The sequence below is a fragment of the Vreelandella hamiltonii genome (assembly GCF_014651775.1).
Taxonomy (GTDB): domain Bacteria; phylum Pseudomonadota; class Gammaproteobacteria; order Pseudomonadales; family Halomonadaceae; genus Vreelandella; species Vreelandella hamiltonii.
The window spans coordinates 117,237-138,530 of the sequence record NZ_BMXN01000007.1 but is presented as its reverse complement, the minus strand read 5'-3'; the positions used below and the strand labels follow the sequence as shown (position 1 = coordinate 138,530).

18 protein-coding genes and 1 riboswitch are annotated in these 21,294 nt (G+C 66.0%); of the genes, 4 read left to right on the top strand and 14 right to left on the bottom strand.

What is annotated here, in order from left to right; translation table 11 throughout:
• Nucleotide 1: 1 nt before the first annotated feature.
• The 14 genes from IE091_RS08680 to IE091_RS08615 form a co-directional block, all read right to left on the bottom strand.
• Entirely contained in the window at nt 2-442 is a 441-nt protein-coding gene (locus tag IE091_RS08680; RefSeq protein ID WP_016914164.1) for a YtoQ family protein, read from the bottom strand.
• A gap of 106 nt (nt 443-548) precedes the next feature.
• A complete protein-coding gene (locus tag IE091_RS08675) occupies nt 549-1,859 on the bottom strand; it encodes a cobyrinic acid a,c-diamide synthase CobB (RefSeq protein ID WP_189463430.1) in 1,311 nt (436 codons plus the stop codon).
• A 14-nt stretch (nt 1,860-1,873) separates the two neighbouring features.
• Nucleotides 1,874-2,662, bottom strand: a complete 789-nt coding sequence (locus IE091_RS08670) for an ABC transporter ATP-binding protein (RefSeq protein ID WP_081192021.1) — start codon at nt 2,660-2,662, stop codon at nt 1,874-1,876.
• Nucleotides 2,662-3,633 (bottom strand): FecCD family ABC transporter permease, encoded by a 972-nt coding sequence (locus IE091_RS08665; protein ID WP_189463429.1) that lies wholly within the window; start codon nt 3,631-3,633, stop codon nt 2,662-2,664. The genes IE091_RS08670 and IE091_RS08665 overlap by 1 nt, the downstream gene beginning before the upstream one ends.
• The gene (locus tag IE091_RS08660; protein ID WP_479694286.1) at nt 3,633-4,550 is read right to left on the bottom strand and encodes a cobalamin-binding protein; all 918 of its coding nucleotides are present in this window, start codon (nt 4,548-4,550) and stop codon (nt 3,633-3,635) included. Before IE091_RS08660 ends, IE091_RS08665 begins: the two co-directional genes overlap by 1 nt.
• A complete protein-coding gene (locus IE091_RS08655; protein WP_189463428.1) occupies nt 4,531-6,336 on the bottom strand; it encodes a TonB-dependent receptor domain-containing protein in 1,806 nt (601 codons plus the stop codon). The genes IE091_RS08660 and IE091_RS08655 overlap by 20 nt, the downstream gene beginning before the upstream one ends.
• 143 nt (nt 6,337-6,479) lie before the next feature.
• A riboswitch (cobalamin riboswitch) is annotated at nt 6,480-6,716 on the bottom strand.
• 73 nt (nt 6,717-6,789) lie between these two features.
• Nucleotides 6,790-7,227 carry a bifunctional adenosylcobinamide kinase/adenosylcobinamide-phosphate guanylyltransferase gene (locus tag IE091_RS08650; protein ID WP_189463427.1) on the bottom strand — a complete coding sequence of 146 codons (438 nt, stop codon included), beginning with the start codon at nt 7,225-7,227 and terminating at the stop codon, nt 6,790-6,792.
• Entirely contained in the window at nt 7,179-7,832 is a 654-nt protein-coding gene (locus IE091_RS08645) for a histidine phosphatase family protein (RefSeq protein ID WP_189463426.1), read from the bottom strand. The genes IE091_RS08650 and IE091_RS08645 overlap by 49 nt, the downstream gene beginning before the upstream one ends.
• Nucleotides 7,784-8,545, bottom strand: coding sequence for an adenosylcobinamide-GDP ribazoletransferase (gene cobS, locus IE091_RS08640; protein WP_189463425.1), 762 nt, complete (start codon nt 8,543-8,545; stop codon nt 7,784-7,786). Before cobS ends, IE091_RS08645 begins: the two co-directional genes overlap by 49 nt.
• A complete protein-coding gene (locus IE091_RS08635; protein WP_189463424.1) occupies nt 8,542-9,090 on the bottom strand; it encodes a bifunctional adenosylcobinamide kinase/adenosylcobinamide-phosphate guanylyltransferase in 549 nt (182 codons plus the stop codon). Before IE091_RS08635 ends, cobS begins: the two co-directional genes overlap by 4 nt.
• Nucleotides 9,074-10,186 carry a threonine-phosphate decarboxylase CobD gene (cobD, locus tag IE091_RS08630; RefSeq protein WP_189463423.1) on the bottom strand — a complete coding sequence of 371 codons (1,113 nt, stop codon included), beginning with the start codon at nt 10,184-10,186 and terminating at the stop codon, nt 9,074-9,076. The genes IE091_RS08635 and cobD overlap by 17 nt, the downstream gene beginning before the upstream one ends.
• Nucleotides 10,186-11,193, bottom strand: a complete 1,008-nt coding sequence (gene cbiB, locus IE091_RS08625) for an adenosylcobinamide-phosphate synthase CbiB (RefSeq protein WP_189463422.1) — start codon at nt 11,191-11,193, stop codon at nt 10,186-10,188. The genes cobD and cbiB overlap by 1 nt, the downstream gene beginning before the upstream one ends.
• Nucleotides 11,190-12,281 carry a nicotinate-nucleotide--dimethylbenzimidazole phosphoribosyltransferase gene (cobT, locus tag IE091_RS08620; RefSeq protein WP_189463421.1) on the bottom strand — a complete coding sequence of 364 codons (1,092 nt, stop codon included), beginning with the start codon at nt 12,279-12,281 and terminating at the stop codon, nt 11,190-11,192. The genes cbiB and cobT overlap by 4 nt, the downstream gene beginning before the upstream one ends.
• A gap of 109 nt (nt 12,282-12,390) precedes the next feature.
• Nucleotides 12,391-13,866 (bottom strand): efflux transporter outer membrane subunit, encoded by a 1,476-nt coding sequence (locus IE091_RS08615; protein WP_229800789.1) that lies wholly within the window; start codon nt 13,864-13,866, stop codon nt 12,391-12,393.
• 148 nt (nt 13,867-14,014) lie between these two features.
• Between IE091_RS08615 and IE091_RS08610 the strand changes: the two genes are divergently transcribed.
• The 4 genes from IE091_RS08610 to glk all read left to right on the top strand — a co-directional run bounded on the left by IE091_RS08610 (nt 14,015) and on the right by glk (nt 21,293).
• Complete coding sequence (locus tag IE091_RS08610; protein WP_189463419.1) at nt 14,015-15,091, top strand: efflux RND transporter periplasmic adaptor subunit; 1,077 nt, start codon at nt 14,015-14,017, stop codon at nt 15,089-15,091.
• Between the two features lie 8 nt (nt 15,092-15,099).
• Nucleotides 15,100-18,225, top strand: a complete 3,126-nt coding sequence (locus tag IE091_RS08605; RefSeq protein ID WP_189463418.1) for an efflux RND transporter permease subunit — start codon at nt 15,100-15,102, stop codon at nt 18,223-18,225.
• Between the two features lie 201 nt (nt 18,226-18,426).
• Complete coding sequence (gene edd, locus IE091_RS08600; RefSeq protein WP_189463417.1) at nt 18,427-20,328, top strand: phosphogluconate dehydratase; 1,902 nt, start codon at nt 18,427-18,429, stop codon at nt 20,326-20,328.
• Nucleotides 20,328-21,293 carry a glucokinase gene (gene glk, locus IE091_RS08595; protein ID WP_189463416.1) on the top strand — a complete coding sequence of 322 codons (966 nt, stop codon included), beginning with the start codon at nt 20,328-20,330 and terminating at the stop codon, nt 21,291-21,293. The genes edd and glk overlap by 1 nt, the downstream gene beginning before the upstream one ends.
• Nucleotide 21,294: the final 1 nt, after the last annotated feature.

The window sequence follows — 21,294 nt, the reverse complement described above, 5'->3', positions numbered from 1 at the left end:
TTTACGCTTTCAGTACGTAGCGCAGGGTTTCCACGACCTGATCGGTGGTGGTGCACCAGGCTTGGGCCTGGGCGTCGACTTCTTTCAGCGGGTGAACGATCTCTTCGCTGTGCAGCGTGATGTAGGGCTTGGCCAGGGCTGCGCAGTAGCCTGCATCGAAGGCGGCGTTCCACTGCTTGTACTTGTCGCCGAAGCGCACCACCACCAGATCGGCTTGTTCGATCAGGGTGCGGGTGCGGATGGCGTTCACTTTGGAAGACTGGTGGTCACGCCAGAAGCCGTTGTCCGGCTTGCCCAGGTGGTCGCCAGCGGCATCGGAGGCGTCGTGGTCGGTCACCGGGGCGGTGAAGACCACGTCCAGGCCTGCGGCTTCTGCGCCGCGCTGGATCTCTTCGCGCCAGTCGGTGTGAATCTCGCCGGAAAGGTAGACGTAAAAGCTCATGGTGGCTCCTTGGGGTTGGGGAGTGTGTGTCGCCCTATCATAGCCCACTGGGCTTTATGGAAAAACCTTCCATATTTGATTTGCGGCGACCCGCCTCCCCTGCCCGTTACGGGCTAGGCTGCAGTGCCTGGCCGGTGAAAATGTCCGCCACCAGCCTGGGCGCGGAGGGAAAGTAGCCGTGGAAGTAGCTGGCCACCAGCGCGCCCTCGATGTAAATCGGTTCGGCTTCGCTGCCTGCCAGCTTGCGGGTGCGGGCCAGCGGCTTCAGGGAGGTGTCCAGCAGCGAGTGGTGGTAGGTGTGGCCGCGCAGTTCGCCGCGTTGGGTGTGCAGGCTTTGCAGCCCTAGCGCAGTGAGCTTTCCGGCCATTCTGGCGGTGCCGGGCAGTAGCCCCAGCATGGCGTGGCCGTTGCCGTCGCCATCTACCAGCTGCTCTACGCAGCTCATCAGCCCGCCACACTCGGCCAGTATGGGCTTGCCTGCCCAGTGGTGGGCGCGAATGGCGTCGTGCATGGGCTGGTTGGCGCTGAAGCGGGCGGCATGGAGTTCCGGGTAGCCGCCGGGCAGCCACAGGGCATCGCACTCTGGCAGCACTGTGTCATTGAGCGGCGAGAAGAAGCGCAGCATGGCGCCCATCTCTTCGAGCACGTCGAGATTGGCGCGGTAGAGAAACGCGAAGGCGTCGTCTTTGGCGATGGCGATACGCACGCCGCGCAGATGTGCCGGGGCAGGCGTGGGGGTCTCAGCGCTGAGCGTGACCCGCTTGGGCAGGCGGCCCAGCCCGGCCTCTTCCAGCACGTTCGCGGCGGCATCCAGCTGGGCATCCAGGCCGCCCAGTTCGCTGGCTTGCACCAGGCCCAGGTGGCGGTCGGGGATCTGCATGGCCTCGTGGCGGGGAATGGCCCCCAGCAGGGCAATGCCTTCCGGCATGCTCTCGGCCAGCAGTTTGCCGTGGCCGGGGCTGCCCACGCGGTTGGCGATCACTTCGTGAATGGCGAGATCCGGGTGGTAGTTGGCCAGGCCCTGGGCCACCGCGCCGAAGGTTTGCGCCATGCCCCAGGCATCGATGACCGGCAGCGCGGGAATACCCGCCAGCATGGCCAGGTCCGCGCTGGAGGGCGAGCCATCGAACAGCCCCATGGAGCCTTCCACCAGAATCACATCGGCTTCCTGGGCGGCTTTGGCCAGCCGCCAGCGGCACTCGTGTTCGCCGGTCATCCAGGGGTGAAGCTGGTACATCGGCTGGCCAGAGGCGACTTCTTGCACCATGGGGTCCAGGTAGTCGGGGCCGTGCTTGAACACCCGCACGGTGCGCCCGGCATTGCGGTGCAGCCGGGCCAGTGCCGCCGTCACCATGGATTTGCCCTGGCCGGAGCCGGGGGCGCTGATCAACGCGGCGTGTGCTTCACCTTGCAACATGTGGCTTCCTTGAATCATTCATGATCGGTCAATGGCGCTTGAATGGGCACGAACACCGGCGCGCCATCCACCTCTACCGTGGCCAGCCGCTGGCGGTAGAGCCGCTCTAGGGCGCTGGGTACCAGCATGGTGTCCCGGGGGCCCCAGCAGGCTTCGCCGCTGGGGTATAGCAGCAAAATGTGGTCGCACCAGCGGGCGGCCAGGTTGAGGTCGTGCAGGCACATCATCACCGCGCTGCCCTGGGCGGCCTGTTCGGCCATCAGCGCCATCACCGCACTTTGATGGTGCAAATCCAGATGGTTGGTGGGCTCATCGGCCAGCCAGAGGCTGGGGGCCTGGGTCAGTACCGTGGCCACGGCTACCCGCTGGCGTTCGCCGCCGGAGAGCGTGTTCACCAGGCGGTCGCGCAGGTGGGCCACGTCCAGCGCGGCCAGCGCGGCCTCGGCGCGGGCGTAGTCGTCGGCACCTTCCCGCTGCCACAATGAAAGGTAGGGGTGGCGGCCTATCAGCGCGGTCTCCAGTACCGTAGCGGGAAAGCCGTCCAGCCGCTCCTGAAACACCAGCCCCAGCCGCTGGGCCACTTGTCGCCTGCGTAGCTGGCCAAGTGGCGTGTCGTCCAGCAGCACCTGCCCCGAGCGGGGAGCGTGAAGCCCGGCCAAAGTGTGCAGCAGCGTGGTCTTGCCTGCGCCGTTGGGGCCCAGCACGCCCCACACCTGCCCCGGCTCGATGGTGAGGTTCAGCGCGGTGCCTGAACGGCGCCCCGGCACGTCGATGATCAACTCCTGGGTGGCCAAGCGGGTCATCAGCGGCTCCGGTAGAGCAGAAAGAGGAACGTGGGCACGCCCAGCAGCGCGGTGATTACCCCAACGGGCAGCTGCTCCGGAGCAATCAGGGTGCGGGCCAGGGTGTCGGCCAGCACCAGCAGCGTGCCCCCGGCCAGTGCACAGGCGGGCAGAATCAGCCGCTGGTCGTTGCCCAGCACCAGGCGCAGCATGTGCGGCACGATCAGACCCACGAAGCCGATGCTGCCCGCGCTGGTCACGGCGGCGGCCGTGAGCAGGCTGGCGGCGATGTAGATGCCCCACTCCAGCGGGCGCACATCGACCCCCAGCGCGGCCGCCTGCTGGGGGCCTCGAGCCAGTACGTTCAGGCTGCGCCCCAGCGGCACCAGCACCAGGCAGGTCATCAGCAGCAGGAGCAGCGGCGGCCAGGGGGTGCGGGAGTAGGAAAGGTCGCCCATCAGCCAGTAGAGCATGCCGGGCAGCCGCTCGGCGGGGCTCAGCGCCAGCATCAGGGTAATCACCGCGCCCCATCCGGCGGCCACCACCACGCCGGTCAGCAGCAGCCGGTCAGGAGTCCAGCCGCCCCGGCCATGGGCCAAGCCAAACACCAGCAGCGTCGATACCAGCGCCCCCACGAATGCAGAACCGGACACCAGCAGGCCGCCTAGGCCCGCCAACATGGCCGCCAAAGCACCAATCGAGGCGCCGCCGGAAAGCCCCAGCACGTAGGGGTCGGCCAGCGGGTTACGCAGCAGCACCTGCATCAGCGCCCCGGCCACGGCCAGCAGCCCGCCCACCGCAAAGGCCGAGAGCGCCCTTGGCAGGCGCAGCTCCACCACCAGGGTGCGCGCCAGCGCATCGCCCTGCCCCTGAACCACGCCCCAGAGCTGAGCCACGGAAAGCGAGGCGCTGCCCACCGTCAGCGAAAACAGCAGCGCCGCCACGGCCATCAGGGCCAGCAGGCCAAGGGGTGTCCAGCGGCGCAGCGGCATCAGGCGTCCTCGCGCTTCTGGCGCGCCTGGTCGAGTTTTTCGCACAGCAGCTGTGCGCCTTCCAGCAGCCGCGGGGTGGGCCGCTGGATCAGTGAAGGCGGCACGAAGTAGAGGTTCTCCTTGGCCACCGCATCGAGGTGGGGGTACTGCTCCCAGTGGGTCAGCCAGTGGCGGTTCTCTTCGCCCATGCCGCCCGCGATGATGGCTTCCGGGTTGGCGGCCAGCACAGCTTCGTCATCCAGTCTTGGCACCAGCCGTTCCAGCTCGCCAAACACGTTCTCGCCACCGCACAGGGTCACCACCTGGCCAATCAGATGTTCGTCACTGACGCCCATCAGCGGCTCGTCCCACACCTGGTAGAAGGTGGGTATCGGGTCGCGCTCGCTATAGCGCGCGGTGAGCGCGGCCATGCCGTCTCGGAACTCGCTGGCCGCCTGCCGTCCTATTGGCTCGGTACCGGCCAGCCGGGCGAGTCGTTCGATGGTGTGGGCGACGGCTTCCACGCTGCGCGGCTCGATGTAGAACACCGGCATGCCCAGCGCTTCCAGGGTCTCCATCTGCTCGGCGGGGTTGCCGGTCACCCAGCCGATGACCAGGTCCGGCGCCAGCCCCACCAGCGCTTCCAGGTCGATGCGCGTGTGGCTGCCTACCGAGGCCACCTGCTTGGCTTCCGGGGGGTAGTCGCTGTAGCTCACCACCGCCACCACCTGATCCCCCGCCCCGGCGGCCCAGGTCAGCTCGGTGGCCCCCGGCGAGAGCGTGGCGATACGGTTGGCAGAGGCGTGCAGGCACACCTCCCGGTCACGGTCATCCACCGCGCAGCGCGAATGGTCATCCCCCTGGGCGGCGGCCGCCATGAACGAAAACGCGAGGCCCAGGGCCCCGCGTGTCAGTGTGTCATTGGCCAAAGTGAACACTCAGGAACCCTGCCCGGCCAGCGTTGATGTAGTCGGCACCGTCGAAGGAGCGCGTGGTGGTGTACTCCTGGTCCAGCACGTTCTCCAACGTCACCCGGGCGCTCCACAGCGGCGCAAACTGCCAACCGGCGCGCAGGTTTACCAGGCCGTAGCCACTCAGGCGGTCCTGATTGGCGGCATCCCGGAAGCGGTGGTTCTGGGCCAGCCAGGAGCCGCCCACCGACCACTCGCCCAGCTCACGGTCGACGTCCAGACGCAGGCTTTGGGAAGCGCGGTTTTGCAGGCGCATGCCGGTCAGGCGATTCTCCGGGTCGGTGTAGGTGAGCGCCGCCGCCAGCGTCCAGGCATCGAGTTCGAGCCCGGCGCTCAGCTCGGCTCCCCGAATACGGCTTTCCGGCACGTTGAACTGCAGCCCCTGCCCCGCAATCAGGTTGTCGATGTCGGTCTGGTACAGCGCCGCATCCCAGAACCACTGGGCATACTGGCCGCGCACGCCTACTTCGAGGGTGTCTGAAGTTTCCGCTTCCAGATCGGGATTGCCGAAGCCAGGGAAGTAGAGCTGGTTGTAGGTGGGCGCATTGAACGCCGTGCCGTAGCTGGCGCGCAGGGTGTGCTGGTCGTCCAGCTGGTAGCCCAGCCCCAGGCTGCCGGTCACTTCCTCGCCGTAGGATTCGTTATCGTCGAAGCGCAGGCTCGCCTGTACCAGCAGCGGGGAGAAGTCCAGCAGGGCCTGGGTGAACACGGCGGCATTGCTGCGGCTGGTTTCATCGTAGGCGGTGGTGCTGTCTACCCGGTCTTCGCTGTACTCGGCACCGGCCACCAGCTCATGGGCCCCAGCGGTGAAGGTGTTTTCCCAGCGGGCAGCGCGAATCCTGGTATTAAAGGCAGACTCGCTGAAGCCATCGAAGTTATCGCTTTCATCGCGGGATTCGCTGAGCGTCAGGCGGCTACGCCAGCTGTCTGTCAGCGGCAGCTCGCCATACACCCCGGCCACCTGCTGCACGAAGTCGTTCTCGCCGCCGTCGTATTCGTTGTGGCCACGGGCACGCAGGGCCAGCACGCCCGCTTCGGCACCGTTATCGAAGGTGTGCGATACCCGCGCCAGCGCCGAGGTGTTGTCGTACCCCTTGTCGTCGCCATCGCGGCGCACGGGCTGGCCATCGGTGGTGAAGTGGCTACCGGCAAAGCTGTAGCGGGTGCCGCCTTCTCGGCCGCTGATCCCCGCGCTGAGCCGCTGGGTGTTGAACGAGCCACCGCCTGCGGAAATACGCGGCTGCGGGCCTTCCTCACGCCCTTCGGGGGTAAACAGTTGAATGACGCCGCCCATGGCATCGGCACCGTAGAGGCTGCCACGGGGGCCGCGCACGACTTCGACGCGGTCGAACATGCGTGGTTCCAGGTACTGCCACGCCGCGCCGCCGCTGGTGGCCGAACGTAAGCGAATGCCGTCGATCAGCAGCACGTTCTGGGCGCTGCCGGTGCCGCGCAGAAAGACGCTGCTGTTCTTGCCGAAGCTGCCGTTGCTGGAAACGTCCACGCCCGGCTGGCCACGCAGCAGGTCCGTGATGCTCACCGGGTCCTGGCGGCGAAGCGTCGCTTCATCCAGAACGGTGACCGAAGAGAGACTTTCGTTGGCGGTACGCGGTGCCAGCGCCGCTGTCACGACGACAGGATTGAGCGTATCGTGACTGGCCGAGGCCTGCTGCTGCGCCTGCGCATGAACGGCCATGGGCACGGCGGCCATGGCAAATGCCGCCAGCGTGGCGGTAGGAGATAAACGTTGCATGATGGATCCCTTGCGCACTGTGCTCACCCGCACAGCGTGTTTTTTAGTGGCCGGTGCAGGCGCACACGCAAGGCAGGCAAGCTGCGTTGGCAGCCCACCCTACACCCTGCACATGCCCGCCGCATGCCGGTAATCCGTGGCTTTTCAGCCGTCACTCCTGGGCCGGTCTCCGGGCTGACGAGCGAAAGGAGGCGCTTTTTTCAAGCGCCGACCCTTTCCGAACGACCACCTTCCCATGCCTGAGCACAGTGGCGTCTTGGCCGTTCTTGTCTCGATCACCGTTGCGGGGGCAGCGTTGGATTGACGCAGTTGCGTTCACCAACTTCCCGTTTAACTGAGGGCGAAGGGTCGCCATCAGCACCTAAGAGTGCGCGTAAACTAGCAACTTGCGCTAATCAGGTCAATTTTGGCCAGACGGGGCATGCTGCACTATGTCGGACTTTACGACGTGCTTTATGCCGTGCTTTTCAGCGCTTGCACGAGCCCATGGCGCACGTACCACACATGGCTTGCCTGGGCGGCGGCGTCCTGGGTGAACCAACCGCTGAGGTCCCTCAGGCGGCGCTGGTCCCTTGCCATGGGCACCAGGCCTCGGCCCAGCTCGTTGGCAATCACCACCAGGGTGGCGTGCTGGCCTGCCGCTGCCTCGTCCAGGCGCTGCAGATCTTCGCGCCAGTGGGCGCGCCATTCGTCGCTGCTGAAGTCGGAGTGAATGGCCGCCGAGAGCCATTCGAACAGGCCATGCAGCACCAGCGGAGTGCCGGGGTGCATGACGTGGGACACTTCCTGCAAGCGCTGGCCCGGCGCCAGGCGCCACCAGACCGCGCCGGGAAAGCGCTGTTTTACTGCGTCTCGCTTGCCTGCGCTGGCACCGCCGATGAACAGTTGCATTGCCACTCTCCTTTGCCTGCATCGTTGGGCTGATAGGTCAGCTGCCAGCGACGGCCCTGGGCCTGATGGACGATGCCCGCCCAGAAATCCAGCGTTTCGAACCGGCGGCGCAGCTCACGAATCACCCCGCCGTGGGTCACCACCAGCACCTTGCGGTGGCCCCGTTCGCGCGCCTGTTGCGCCACCTCTTCCAGCCAGCCATCGAGGCGCTCGCGCAGCTGGCCAGACGACTCACCGCCGGGTATCTGCAGCTCGCCCGCGCTGTCTATCCAGGCGCGGTAGTGCGGCAGCTCCTTGAGTTCATCGTAAACCTTTCCTTCGTACTCGCCAAAATCCAGCTCTCGCAAGCGCGGCTCCCGGTACACCGGCATGCCGGGCCTGGCCGCCTGTGACCACGCCAGGGTTTCCTGGCAGCGGCCCAGGTCACTGGCATGAATGGCATCGAAACGCTCGCTTGCCAAGGCGTCACGCAGGGCCAGCAGGCCCGCTTCCGCGTCCGGGAACAGCAGCGGGATATCGCGCTGCCCCTGGTACCGACGCTCCAGATTCCATGACGTTATACCGTGGCGAACTGCCACCAGCTCCACATCAAGACCAGTAGCCAAAGCTCTCCTCCTTCGATAGTGGCACCCACCATGTCACCGTTGATGCCGTGAAATAAACGCAGCAGCGCCTGACGAACCAGCACGACCCACAAGGCCGTGGCTACCAGCCAGACCCACAGCCCAGGCATGAACAGTGCCCCCAGCAGCAGCGGCAGCAGGGCCAGCACCACGTCCCTTCGGCCCAGCGACTGCTGCCAGCTAAAGGCCAGGCCGCTGGGCTGGGCACAGGGCGTCAACACCAGCAGGGCCACCCCCGCCAGCCGACCCAGCGCGGGGGCCACCACCAGCCAGCCAAGCGGCGCCTGATAGTGCACCAGCGCCCATAGCAGCACCCCTTTCCAGGCCAGCAGAAACACCAGCGCCAGCATGCCAAAACTGCCCACCACCGGGTCTTTCATGATCTCCCATCGGCGGGCCACGGGCTGGTTGCTGCCCAGCGCATCGGCCAGGTCCATCACGCCATCCAGGTGCAGGCCACCGGAAATGGCCACCCACAGGCTAAGCAGTACCAGCGCCGTGATGGGCGATGGGGTTTGCCACTGGCCCAACAGCAGGGCGACACAGGCCAGGAGCGCTCCCACCATCAGGCCCACCAGCGGGTAGGCGCGAATGGCCCAGCGCCGGGTGGCCGGTGTCCAGGGGCAGGCAACGGGGATCGGCAGGCGCGTCAGAAACTGCAGCGCCAGCAGCATGCCGTACAGAGCGTGTTTCATGGTGCGCCAGCCGCCTTCCATTCGATGGACTGCCCGGCCACCACCTCCACCACCTGGTCGGCCTGGGCCGCCAGCCAGCGGTGCAACCCTTGCAGGAATTCCACGTAGCGCCACACCTCTGCCGAGGCAGGCAAAGGCGCTTCGTTGAGATCGTTGGAGACCACCACCAGCGTCACCCCCCGGCGGCGGGCATCGTGAAGTGCACGCACCAACAGCGCAAAGGCTTCCGTTTCACTGACCGGGGCGGCGTCCTCCTGAGTATTGAACATCACTTGGCTGGCCCAGAGGGTCAGGCAGTCCAACAGGGCGGCATGGCCGTTGGGCACCTGGGCGACGGCCTGTTCGATGTTGAGCGGAGCTTCCAGGGTGACCCAGTGGTTGGCGCGGCGGGCCTGATGATGGCCTACCCGTTCGGCCATTTCGCTATCGTAGATATCGGCCGTGGCCACGTAGTAACACGTCTTACCGTCGGCGTACTGCTGAACACACTGCTCCGCCACCAGGCTCTTGCCCGACCGAGCCCCTCCACTAACAAAGACAATCATTCAGCACCTTTGACAACCGATCATTGGTCACACCATCGCGCAGTGCCAGCCTTAGCCAACCACCCTTCAGGCCAGCAAAACCATGGGTATGTCGCGCCAGCATACCTTGGTGAAGCAGGCGTTCAAGCAGCACGATACTGGAAATGCCCCGCTGCCGCTGGGCGGCCCCAGGCCGCACCAGATGAAAGCAGCTGTGGCTAGGCACCACCTCCAGCCCCAGCGCGGCCAGGGCAGCGCCCATGCGCGGCTGCTCACGGGCCAACCACTGGTGGGTACGCCGAGCAAAGTCCTCATCCGCCAGCAGCGGCGGCACCAGTTCGGCGGCCAGATGATTGACGCTCCAGGGCGGTTGCTGCGCCTGAAGCTGAGCGATACGCCCCTCATCGGCCAGCACGTAGCCCAGCCGCAGGCCCGGCAGGGTAAAGAATTTGGTCATGGAGCGCAGCAGGATCAACGCCGGGTAGCGTTGGAGCAGCGGAGTCAGCGGTGCAGCTTCCAGCGCCAGGTCGATGAAGGCTTCATCCACCACCAGCGAGGCCCCCGGTTTCAAGGCGTCCAGCAGCGCCTCGATAAGCGCCACGGGCAGCAGCGTGCCGGTGGGGTTGTTGGGGCGACAGACGAACACAACATCAGCGCTGGCCGCCGCCTGCAGCAACGCGGCCGCGGGTGGGTCGAAGGTGCCCGGCAACAGACCAAGCTCGCTGATGCGCACACCGTGGGCGTTGCAGGCCCGGGCGTACTCACCAAAGGTGGGGGTGACGATCAGCGCCTGCTGGCCAGCGTGGTGCGCCGCCGCCAGAAAGATGGCTTCCGCGCCGCCGTTGGTGAGCAGTACCTGCCCCGGCTCCACGCCTGCGTGTTCGGCAATCGCCTGCCTGGCGGCGCGGTAGTCCGGTTCGGGGTAGCGGCCCAGCCCAGCCAGGCGTTGGGCCAGGTAGCCGGTTACCCAGCCGGGTGGGCCCAGCGGGTTCAGGTTGGCGCTGATATCTTCCAGCGGTTGGTTGGCAGGCAAGCCAAAGCGCTGCAGCAGCGCGGCGGCCTGGCCACCGTGGCTTGGCCAATGGTCGAGGGGAAGGTTGCCGGGCTGGTCGCGCATCACCCGGCCACCGTAGCCATCACGAGGCACAGCTGCAGGAAGAACAGCAGCAGGAAGAACATCAACCAAGCCCCGTGCATCAGCCAAATCGTGGTAGTGATGTGGCTGGCTTTCAGTAAATCATGGGCGGTGCCCAGCGTGGCCCGGTGTGATACTTGCCCCTGGTAGACGTTGGTGCCGCCCAACTGGACGCCCAGCAAATTCGCCACCATTGCCTCGGGCCAGCCCGCGTTGGGGCTTGGGTGACGGGGTGCTTCGCGCCAGGTGGCCGCCAGGGCGCCCCGCCAGCGCAGAGGTGAGCGGTGAAACACCCCATACAGCACGCCCGCCAGCCACAGGCACAGGGCAGTCAGCCGGGCAGGCAGCCAGTTGGCCAGGTCGTCCAGCCTGGCCGAGGCGTAGCCGAAGTCGCCGTAGCGTTCGTTCCGGTAGCCCACCATGGAGTCCAGCGTATTGATGGCCTTGTAGGCCAGCGCCAGCGGCGCGCCCCCCAGCAGCGCAAACAGCAGCGGCGAGGTAATGCCATCGACGGTGTTTTCCGCCACGGTTTCCACCGCGCCTCGGGTAATCTCGGCTTCATCCAGGGCCTGGGTATCACGCCCCACCACTCTGGAAAGCGCCTGCCGCGCGCCGGGCAAGTCGCCCTGCCGCAACGGGGCGGCAATGGCCCGCCCGGCATCCGCCAGCCCCTTGATGGCCAGCGTGGTGGCCAGTAGCCACAGCTCGGCGGCCAGCCCCAGCCAGGGGTGCACCCACGACAACAGCGCAAGCCCCAGCCAGGCCACCGAAAAGGTGCCCAGCACCACCACCAGGGTAAGGCACCCGCCCAGCAGCCGCCGCCGCTGGGGGCTGCCGTGGTTCCAGCGGTGCTCCAGGGCGCTAATCGCCTTGCCGATGATCACCACCGGGTGGGGCAGCGCGCGCGGGTCCCCCACGATCAGATCAATGACGATGGCCAGCGCGACCCAGCCGGCCAGAGCGGGCAGGCTCAGCAAGTCGAGGCTCATGGTGCCTTGCCACTCACCCCCGCCTGGGAGAACGTGGCCATGTCACTGAGCATGGCGGCAGCAGCCTGTAGCAGCGGGTAAGCCAGCGCCGCCCCACTGCCCTCGCCCAGGCGCATTTCCAGGGCCAGCAGCGGCTGCACCGCCAGGGCATCCAGCGCCAGGGCGTGGCCCGGCTCCGCCGAACGGTGGCCAAACACCAGGTAGTCGCGCAGTGCTGGGGCCATGCGGCAGGCGGTCAGGGCCGCCACCGTGGCAATGAAGCCATCCACCACCGCCGGCAGGCGTTGGGCCGCCGCCGCCAGGTACGCGCCCGCCATGGCGGCGATTTCCAAGCCGCCCAGCTTGCACAACACCTCCAGCGGGTCGTCAGGGTTTGCCTGGCGATTGGCCAGCGCCCGTTCGATGACCGCCGCCTTGTGGGCCTGCTGGGTGCTGTCAATGCCGGTGCCCGCCCCCACCACCTGGGCGGCAGGCACCCCTAACAAGGCCGCCAGCATCGCGCTGCTGGCGGTGGTGTTGGCGATGCCCATTTCGCCCACGATGAGCCCATTGGCCCCCGCCTGTACGGCCCGCTCGACCGCTGCCATGCCTGCCTGCATGGCCTGGCGCGCGTCGTCCAGCGGCATGGCATCGTGGTTCAGCATGTTGGCCGTGCCCGAACGCACGCGAGCATCGGTGGCTCCCGGCAGCGGTCGCGGCGACGCCACCCCGACATCCACCACGTCCACCCGAGCGCCCAGCTGGCGGGCAAACACGTTGATGGCCGCGCCCTGCTGAACGAAATTGGCGACCATCTGCGCGGTCACCTCCTGGGGAAACGCCGACACGCCTTCAGCGGCCACGCCGTGGTCGGCGGCAAACACCACCACGGCGGGGCTATCCACCCGAGGGCGGGCGCTGCCCGTGATGGCGCTTAGCTGAATCGCCAGCGCTTCGAGCCTGCCCAGGCTGCCGGGCGGCTTGGTCAAGGTATCGAGATAGGCACGGGTGCGCTCAGCGGCGGCGGCATCGACGGGGCCGATGTCGGGCAGCCAGGGGTAAGCGGCAAGGGAGTCAGAAGCGGCAGCAGAGGACGCGCAGGGAGGCATGGCAGCTCCAGTGGCAGCAAAACCAGAGATGAAGTGATCGCAAGCGCAGCATGGTAACAGATGCGGGCGGCCAGCGGAGCCGCCCGGGCTGTGGTTACCGTACCGGCAATCAGTAAACGGGGGTTTCCTGCCAGCCACCGCCCAGCGCCTTGAACAGCGTCGCCGTGGCCGCCAGCTGTTCACGGCGCGCATCGGCCTGGGCCAAACGGGCAGAGAGCAGGTTGCGTTCGGCGTCCAGGCGCTCCAGCTGGCTCACCTGCCCCTGGTCGTACATCAGCACGGCCAGCTCCCGGGTACGGGCAACGGCCTCCAGCTGTTCGTCGATGGCGGCCAGCCGCCGCTCGCTGAAGTCGTAGCTGTAGAGCGCATCGCGCACTTCGTTGAAGGCGGTCAGCACGGTCAGGCGATACTGCGCTTCGGCCTGTTCGGCCAGCGCTTCGGCGCTTTCCACCCCGGACTGGCTACGGCCGAAGTCGAACAGCGGCCCCATCACCGAGGCCCCGACGCCCCAGGTGCGGGCCACATCGCTGAACAGATCACTGGTGCTGGCGGCCGTAGTGCCCAAAAAGGAGCTGAGATTGAGCGACGGCAGGCGGTTGGCCTCGGCCACGCCGATCTGGGCGGTGGCCGCGATCAGCGCCGCTTCTGCCGAGCGAATGTCGGGCCTGCGCTGGAGCATCGCCGACGGCATCACGGCAGGTATGCCCACCGGCTGGGCCAGGTCATCCAGCCGCGACGTGCCGGTGTCCAGGGTGGTCAGCAGCTCATCGGGGGACATGCCCACCAGCGTGCCCAGGGCCCCGCGCAGGGTTTCCACCTGCTGCTTGAGCGACGGCAGCTCTGCCTGCAGGTTGCGCCACTCGGCTTCGGCCTGGCGCAGCTCCAGTTCGCTGATGTCGCCATGCTCGAAGCGCAGCGCCTGAAGGCGATAGGTCTCCTGGTACGCGGCCAGGGTCTCTTCCATCAGCGCTTGCTGGGCTTCGGCACTTTTCAGGCTGACGTAGGTGGTGACCACGTCACCGATCACGCCCAGCTCGGCGGCGTCTCTGGCAAACAGGCTCTCCTGCAGGGCGGCCATGGCCGCAGCGCGCTGGTTGGCCAGCCGCCCCCACAGGTCGATTTCATACTCCAGGCTGGCGGCCAGGGAATACTGGTTGTTGGTGGAGGTCAGCAGCTCCTGCACGGGCTGGAAATCGATGGGCAGCGCCGCCCCCGGGGTGCGCTCACGGTTGGCTTCGGCCTGATAGCCCACGGTGGGAAAGCGCTCCGCATCGGCAAACCCCAGCTGGGCACGGGCCTCGCGGATGCGCCCCAACTGAATCGCCAGTTCGAGATTGTCTTCGCTGGCGCGCTCGACCAGCCGGTTCAGCGCCGGGTCTTCGAAGCGCTGCCACCAGCGGTGCCAGTCGTCACGGGCCTGCTGCTCCAGAGTGATATGGGCAGGCCAGCTCTCCGGCAGCTCGATGTCGGGCGCTTGATACTCCGGGCCGACCGCACAGCCTGCCAGCAGCAAGGCCAGCGCCGAGGCAGCGGTGAACGGTTTGAGGCGGGGTCCCCACGGGCGATTCCTGTGCACGCTGATCATCCTTGCAGTTCGGGTGAATACCGATTTAGGGCGGCGTTAAACCAAACACCTGTTCGAAGTGGCTAAGAGTACCTATTATAGGGGATCAACGAAACAGGGGGATACATCACACCACCGTGATCCCCATTGGCTTGCAGGGAGGCATTGGATGAGGTTCATCCGCAAAGGGAAGTGGCTACCCACTCTGGTCGGGTTGCTGGCATGCGTGACATTATTGGCAGGTTGCGGAGACGACGAAGAGCCCCCCGAGCCTCCGGCTCAGGTGGTCAAACTGTTCGAAACCGGCCAGCAGCAGGCCTTTTCGGGCCGCCGTTTCGTGGGTCGCGTCGATGCCGTGAGCACCGTCAACCTGGCCTTTCAGGTGGGCGGCCGCCTGACCACCTTTCCGGCCGTACAGGGCACCACACTGGCCAAAGGCGAGCTGATCGCCCAGCTCGATCAAACCGATTACGCCCTGCAAGTGCGCGCCGCGGAAGCGGAATTGACCCAGGCCCGCCAGCACCTTCAGCGGCAGGAAAATCTGTATCGCCATAACGCCGTCTCCGCCTCGGTGCTGGAAGCGGCCCGGGCCGATGCCGAGCTGGCCGCCACCCAGCTGGAGAGCGCCCGCCAGGAGCTGGCCTACACCTCGCTGCACGCGCCCTTCGATGCGCTGATTGCCCGCCGCCTGGTGGAAAACCACACCACGCTGCCCCCCAATGCCGAAGTGGTCCGCGTTCAGGACATCTCGGAGCTGCGCATTCGCATCAACGTGCCCGAAGCGCTGATGCGGCATCTCGATGGCGAACACGGTTTCAACGCCGAAGCCGAGATCGCCACGCTGCCCGGCGAGCGCATTGCGCTGGAGTACCGCGAACACATCACCGAGCCCGACGAGGTCGCCCAGACCTATCAGGTGGAGTTCGCGCCCGCCGAAGGCGAGCACCTGGTGGCGCTGCCCGGCACCACGGCCACCGTGTTCATCGAACCCGCCGAGCGGCTGGTGTCCGGGGTGATGATGATTCCGGCCAGCGCCCTGGACACCACCGAGAGCGGTGATTTTCGCGTGTGGGTCTACGACCCCGACGAGGGCACGGTATCGCCCCGGGAGGTCACCGTGGGTGAGCTGAGCGACGACGCCGTGATGCTGGTGGCAGGCGTTCAGCCTGGCGAGTCGATTGCGGCGGCCGGGGTACACCTGCTGCGCGACGGCATGCGCGTCAAACCGCTGGACAACGCCCTCTAGGAGCCGCCATGAACATCGCCAAGCTGTCCATCGAACGGCCTCTCAATACCTGGCTGATCGTGGTGATCTGCCTGTTGGGCGGTATCTGGGGATTCAATACGGTGGGCAAACTCGAAGACCCCGCCTTCACCATCCCCAACGCCATCATCAACACGCCCTACCCCGGCGCCACCGCCGTGGAAGTGGAAGAAGAGGTCACCGAACGTCTAGAGCGCGCCATCCAGGAGATGGAGCAGATCGACGTCATCGAGTCGAAGTCGCTGCCTGGGCGCTCGGAAATCCAGGTGGAAGTCCACGCCAGCTACCGCAGCCACGAACTGCCGCAAATCTGGGACGAGCTGCGCCACAAGATCAACGATGCCCAGGGCGATCTGCCCGACGGGGTGCTGGGCTCCCAGGTCAACGACGATTTCGGTGAAGTGTACGGCCTCTTCTATGCGGTCACGGCCGATGGGTTCACCACGCGTGAGATCCGCGACATCTCGACGTTTCTTCAGCGCGAGCTGCTGGCGGTACCCGGCGTGGCCAGGGTGACCACCGCAGGCGAGCGGGAAGAGACCATCTACATCGACATCTCCAACGAGCGCCTGACCACCCTGGGCATTCCCATCGATCAGGTCATCAACACCATCCAGACCGAAAACGCCGTGGAAGACGCGGGCAGCCTGCGGGTGGGGGAACGCCAGGTGCGGCTGGTGGCGCGTAGCGACATCGACAGCACCGCGCTGATCGAAGCCATTCGCATCGGCCGCCCCGGCACCACCGAGCAGGTGTCGCTGGTGGATATCGCCACCGTCTACCGCGAGCCCAGCGACCAGCCCAACCAGCTGATTCGCTATAACGGCGAAGATGCCTTCACGCTCGGCATTGCGGGCGCCGCCAACGACAATATCATCGAAGTGGGCGAAGCCGTCGAAGCCCGCATGGAAGAGCTAAAAAGCCGCCTGCCGCTGGGCGTAGAGCTGCATCCTCTCTACGAACAGCACCATGTGGTCAACGATGCCATCAACGACTTCCTGCTCAACCTGGCCATGTCGGTGGCCATCGTGATCGGGGTACTGTGCCTGGCCATGGGCTGGCGCATCGGTGTGGTGGTCGGCAGTACCCTGCTGCTCACCGTGCTGGGCACCCTGCTGTTCATGGGGCTGTTGAACATCGAGATGGAGCGTATCTCGCTGGGGGCGCTGATCATCGCCATGGGCATGCTGGTGGATAACGCCATCGTGGTCGCCGAAGGCATGGTCACCAACATCAAGCGCGGCCAGCGCGCCAAGGAGGCCGCCGGCAGCGCCGCCAAGCGTGCCCAGCTGCCGCTGCTGGGCGCCACGGTGATCGGCATCATGGCCTTTGCCGGTATTGGCCTGTCGGACGATGTCACCGGCGAATTTCTCTACTCGCTGTTCATGGTCATTCTGGTGTCCTTGATGCTGAGCTGGCTGCTGGCGATCACCGTCACCCCGCTGTTTGGCTACTACCTGCTGCGCCAGAAAGGCGACGACGAGGAGCAGCCCGCTGACGAGCAGCAAGCAGGCGAGCGCCAGGACGAGAACGAGGAGGAGAACGACGACGAGCCCAGCAAGCGCGAGCTGTACGGCGGCCTGCTCTATCGCGCCTATCGCCGGGTGCTGCTGCTGGCGCTGGGCATGCGCATCGTCACCGTCAGCGCGCTGGTGCTGATCACCGCCGTGTGCCTGTGGGCCTTCAGCCTGATTCCCCAGTCGTTCTTTCCGGACTCCAACACGCCGCTGTTCTTCGTCAATGTGGAGCTGCCCCAGGGCACCGACATTCGCTCGACCGCCGATTACGCCGCCGATATCGAGGCGTATATCCTGGAGCAGGAAGACGTGGTATCGGTGGCCAGCTTCATCGGCCAAGGCGCTACCCGCTTCATGCTTACCTACGCCCCGGAGCAGCCCAACACCGCCTATGCCCAGTTCATCGTGCGCACCGAAGACCTGGACGCCATTCCCGCGCTGGACCAGCGCTTCTACCGAGAGCTGAACGAAGCGTTTCCCAGCGCGCAGGTACGCACCCAGCGGCTGCAATTTGGCCCGGGCGATGGCGCGGACATCGAAGCGCGCTTTCAGGGGCCCTCCCCGGAAGTGCTGCGCTCGCTGGCCGACCAGGCCCAGCGCATCATGGCCGACAGCCCCTACCTGATCGACCAGCGCACCGACTGGCGCCAGCAGGAACTGGTAGTGCGCCCGCGCATCAACGAGGAGCGCGCCCGCATTGCCGGGGTCAGCCGTGAAGACATCACCCAGACCCTGCAGTTTGCCTCGTCGGGCATTCGGGCAGGCACCTACCGTGAAGGCGAGCACCTGCTGCCCATCGTCGCCCGCCCACCGGCGGCCGAGAGGGACGATGTGGCGCTGCTGGAAAACCGCAACGTGTGGAGCGCCGCGCAGCAGCGCTTCGTGCCCATCAGCCAGGTGGTCTCCTCCTTCGATACCGATAGCGAGGAAGCGCTGATTCAACGCCGCAACCGAGTGCGCACGCTGACCGTCGGGGCCGACCCCGCCGAGGGCTACACCGCCGCCCAGGCCTTCGACGGTATTCGCGAAGAGATCGAGGCCATGACGCTGCCACCGGGCTACCAGCTGAACTGGGGAGGTGAACACGAGGATTCCGGCGATGCCCAGGAGGCGCTGGCCCAGCAGCTGCCCATCAGCCTGCTGGTGATGCTGCTGACCTCGATTTTGCTGTTTGGCAAGCTCAAGCAGCCGCTGATCATCTGGCTGGTGGTGCCCATGTCGGTGTGTGGCGTGGTGATTGGCCTGCTGGTGACCGGCCTGCCCTTCTCGTTTACCGCCCTGCTGGGCATGCTCAGCCTGTCGGGCATGCTGATGAAAAACGCCATCGTGCTGGTGGACGAGATCGACGGGCAGATCAAGGAGGGCAAGGCACGCTTTTCTGCACTGGTGGACGCCAGCGTCAGCCGCTTGCGTCCGGTCTTCCTGGCCGCTGGTACCACCATCCTCGGCATGCTGCCGCTTTTGGCCGACGCCTTCTTCAACAGTATGGCCGTGACCATCATGGGCGGCCTGGCGTTTGCCTCGCTGCTGACGCTGATTGCCGTGCCCACCCTGTATGCCATGCTGTTCCATATCAGCAGCGACGAGGTCGACTCCTGAGCAGGCGCGTTCGGCCCATGAGCGCTTTTTGGCTATCATGGGCTGGACGCCGGGATCATCCGGCTCATCCTTTCGGGTAATAAAACTACAACTTAAGCTATAAATCGGCTTTTTATTGCCGTAAGGTCTCTATTATTGGCGCCATAAAATGTAAAATAACTACAAGATACTTTCACCGTCTCTACTCATGCAGAGGTTTCTATGCCTGGTTCAACGTCTGGTTCTACCCCCGCAGCCCTTCATCCCAAGGTCGCGGAAGTCACCCAACGCATTCGTGAACGCTCTGCCGAGCGCCGCGCTCTCTACGAGCGCCGCATGGCCGACCAGCACAAGCGTGGCGTGCATCGTGCCGAGCTCTCCTGCGGCAACCTGGCCCACGGCTTTGCCGCCTGCAGCCCCCAGGAAAAAGATGCCCTGAAGCTGATGAACAGCGCCAACCTGGGCATCATCTCGTCTTACAACGACATGCTGTCGGCCCACCAGCCGTTTGAAACCTTCCCGGAAACCATCAAGGCGGCAGCGCGAGCCATGGGCTCCACTGCGCAGTTTGCGGGCGGCGTACCGGCCATGTGTGACGGCGTGACCCAAGGCCAGCCGGGCATGGAGCTGTCGCTGTTCTCCCGTGACCTGATTGCCATGGCCGCTGCGGTGGGGCTGTCGCACAACATGTTCGACGCCGCCATTTACCTGGGCGTGTGCGACAAGATCGTACCGGGTCTGTTCATCGGTGCCGCACGCTTTGGCCATTTGCCCGCCATGTTCGTGCCCGCAGGCCCCATGCCCAGCGGCCTGCCGAACAAGGAGAAAGCGCGCATTCGCCAGCTGTATGCCGAAGGCAAGGTGGGCCGCGAAGAACTGCTGCAGGCAGAGTCCGACTCTTACCACAGCCCCGGCACCTGCACCTTCTACGGCACCGCCAACTCCAATCAGCTGATGATGGAAGTCATGGGCCTGCACCTTCCGGGCACGTCGTTCGTGAACCCCGGCACCGAGATGCGCGAAGCGCTGACCCGCTACGCCACCGAACAGACCATTCGCAATACCGAAGCGGGCGGCGAGTACCGCCCGTTCTACAAGCAGATCGACGAGCGCGCCATCGTCAATGCCGTGGTCGGCCTGTTGGCCTCCGGCGGCTCGACCAACCACACCATGCACCTGATTGCCATGGCGGCAGCGGCGGGCATCACCCTGAACTGGGACGACTTCACCGACCTCTCGGCGGTGACCCCCAGCCTGATGAAGGTGTACCCCAACGGCCAGGCGGACATCAACCACTTCCAGGCCGCAGGCGGCATGAGCTACCTGTTCCGCGAACTGCTGGGCGCTGGCCTGCTCCACGGCGACATTCCCACCGTCTTCGGCACCGACCTGACCGCCTACACCCAGGAGCCCTTCCTGGAAAATGGCAAAGTGGTCTGGCGCGAAGGCCCGGAGAAGAGCCTGGACGAAGAAGTGCTGCGCCCGGTCGCCACGCCCTTTGCCGCCACCGGCGGCCTGACCGTCATGAAAGGCAACCTGGGCCGAGGCGTGATCAAGGTCTCGGCGGTGGCCGAAGAGCATCGAGTGGTCGAAGCGCCGGTCAAGATCTTCGAAGACCAGAACGAAATGAAAGCCGCCTTCGAATCCGGCGAGCTGGACCGTGACGTGATTGTGGTGGTGCGCTTCCAGGGGCCCAAAGCCAACGGAATGCCCGAGCTGCACAAGCTCACCCCGTTTTTGGGTGTGCTGCAGGACCGTGGCTTCAAGGTCGCGCTGGTCACCGATGGCCGTATGTCCGGCGCGTCGGGCAAAGTGCCTGCGTCCATTCACATGAGCCCGGAAGCGCTGGACGGCGGCCCGCTGGCCAAGCTGCGCGACGGCGACGTGGTGCGGCTGGATGCCAATGCCGGCACCCTGGAAGCCAAGGTGGATGCCGCTACCTGGGCCGAGCGCCCGCTGGCCGTTGCCAATCTCGACCACTACCACGTCGGCCTGGGCCGCGAGCTGTTTGCGGGCTTCCGTCATCTCGCCATGCGCGGTGAAGAGGGAGCCGGTTCGCTGGGGGGCTTCGAAGCCGATGACCTGGCCCGCCAGGAAGGTCAGATCTTTCAAGAGGACGCCTGATGCGACCGGCACTGATCGGTGATATTGGCGGCACCAACGCTCGCCTGGCGCTGGTGACGCCGGGCGAGGTGACGCCCCACGATATCCTCAACCTGCCCTGCGCAGACTACCCCGGCGTGGTCGAGGCGGTTCAGGATTACCTCGCCCGCGTGGGCGCGACCGGGGATAACGCCCCCGAGGAAGCCTGCCTGGCCTTCGCCTGCCCGGTGCACGCCGAGCGGGTGAAAATGACCAACAACCACTGGGACTTCATGAAAAGCGACGTTCAGCAGGCGCTGAACCTGTCGCTGTTCAAGGTCATCAACGACTTCACTGCCCAGGCGCTGGGCGTGCCCCACGTGGGTGAAGACAACCTCGTCGAAGTGCAGCCCGGCGTCGCCCAGTCGCACTCGACTCGCTTGGTCATCGGCCCGGGCACCGGGCTGGGCGTGGCCGGGGTGTTTCCCGGCCAGCACGCCTGGATTCCGCTGCCCACCGAAGGCGGCCACGTCACCTTTGCACCTACCGACACCACCGAGCGCGCACTGCTGGATGTTTTCCTGCAGCGCCATCAGCGGGTCAGCGTCGAGCGCATCCTGTGCGGCCAGGGGCTGCTGGAACTCTACCAGGCCCACTGCGCGCTGGAAGGCCAAGCGCCACGTTGCGAAACCCCGGCCGAGGTGACCCAGGCGGCCAATCAGGGCGACGCCCTGGCCACGGCCACCCTGCTGCGCTTTTTGAAAATCCTCGGCGACGTCTGCGGTGACGCCACCCTGACCATGGGCGCACGCGGCGGCGTGTATCTGTGCGGCGGCATTCTGCCCCGGCTGCTGGCGTGGCTGCCTAAATGCGAGCTGCGCGCCAGCTTCGTCAACAAGGGGCGCATGGGAGCGTACAACGCCGATATTCCGGTGTGGATCGTGACCCACCCGTGGACCGGCCTGCTGGGTGCCGCCGAAGCGCTGCATAACGAAGAAGTCTTTTAAA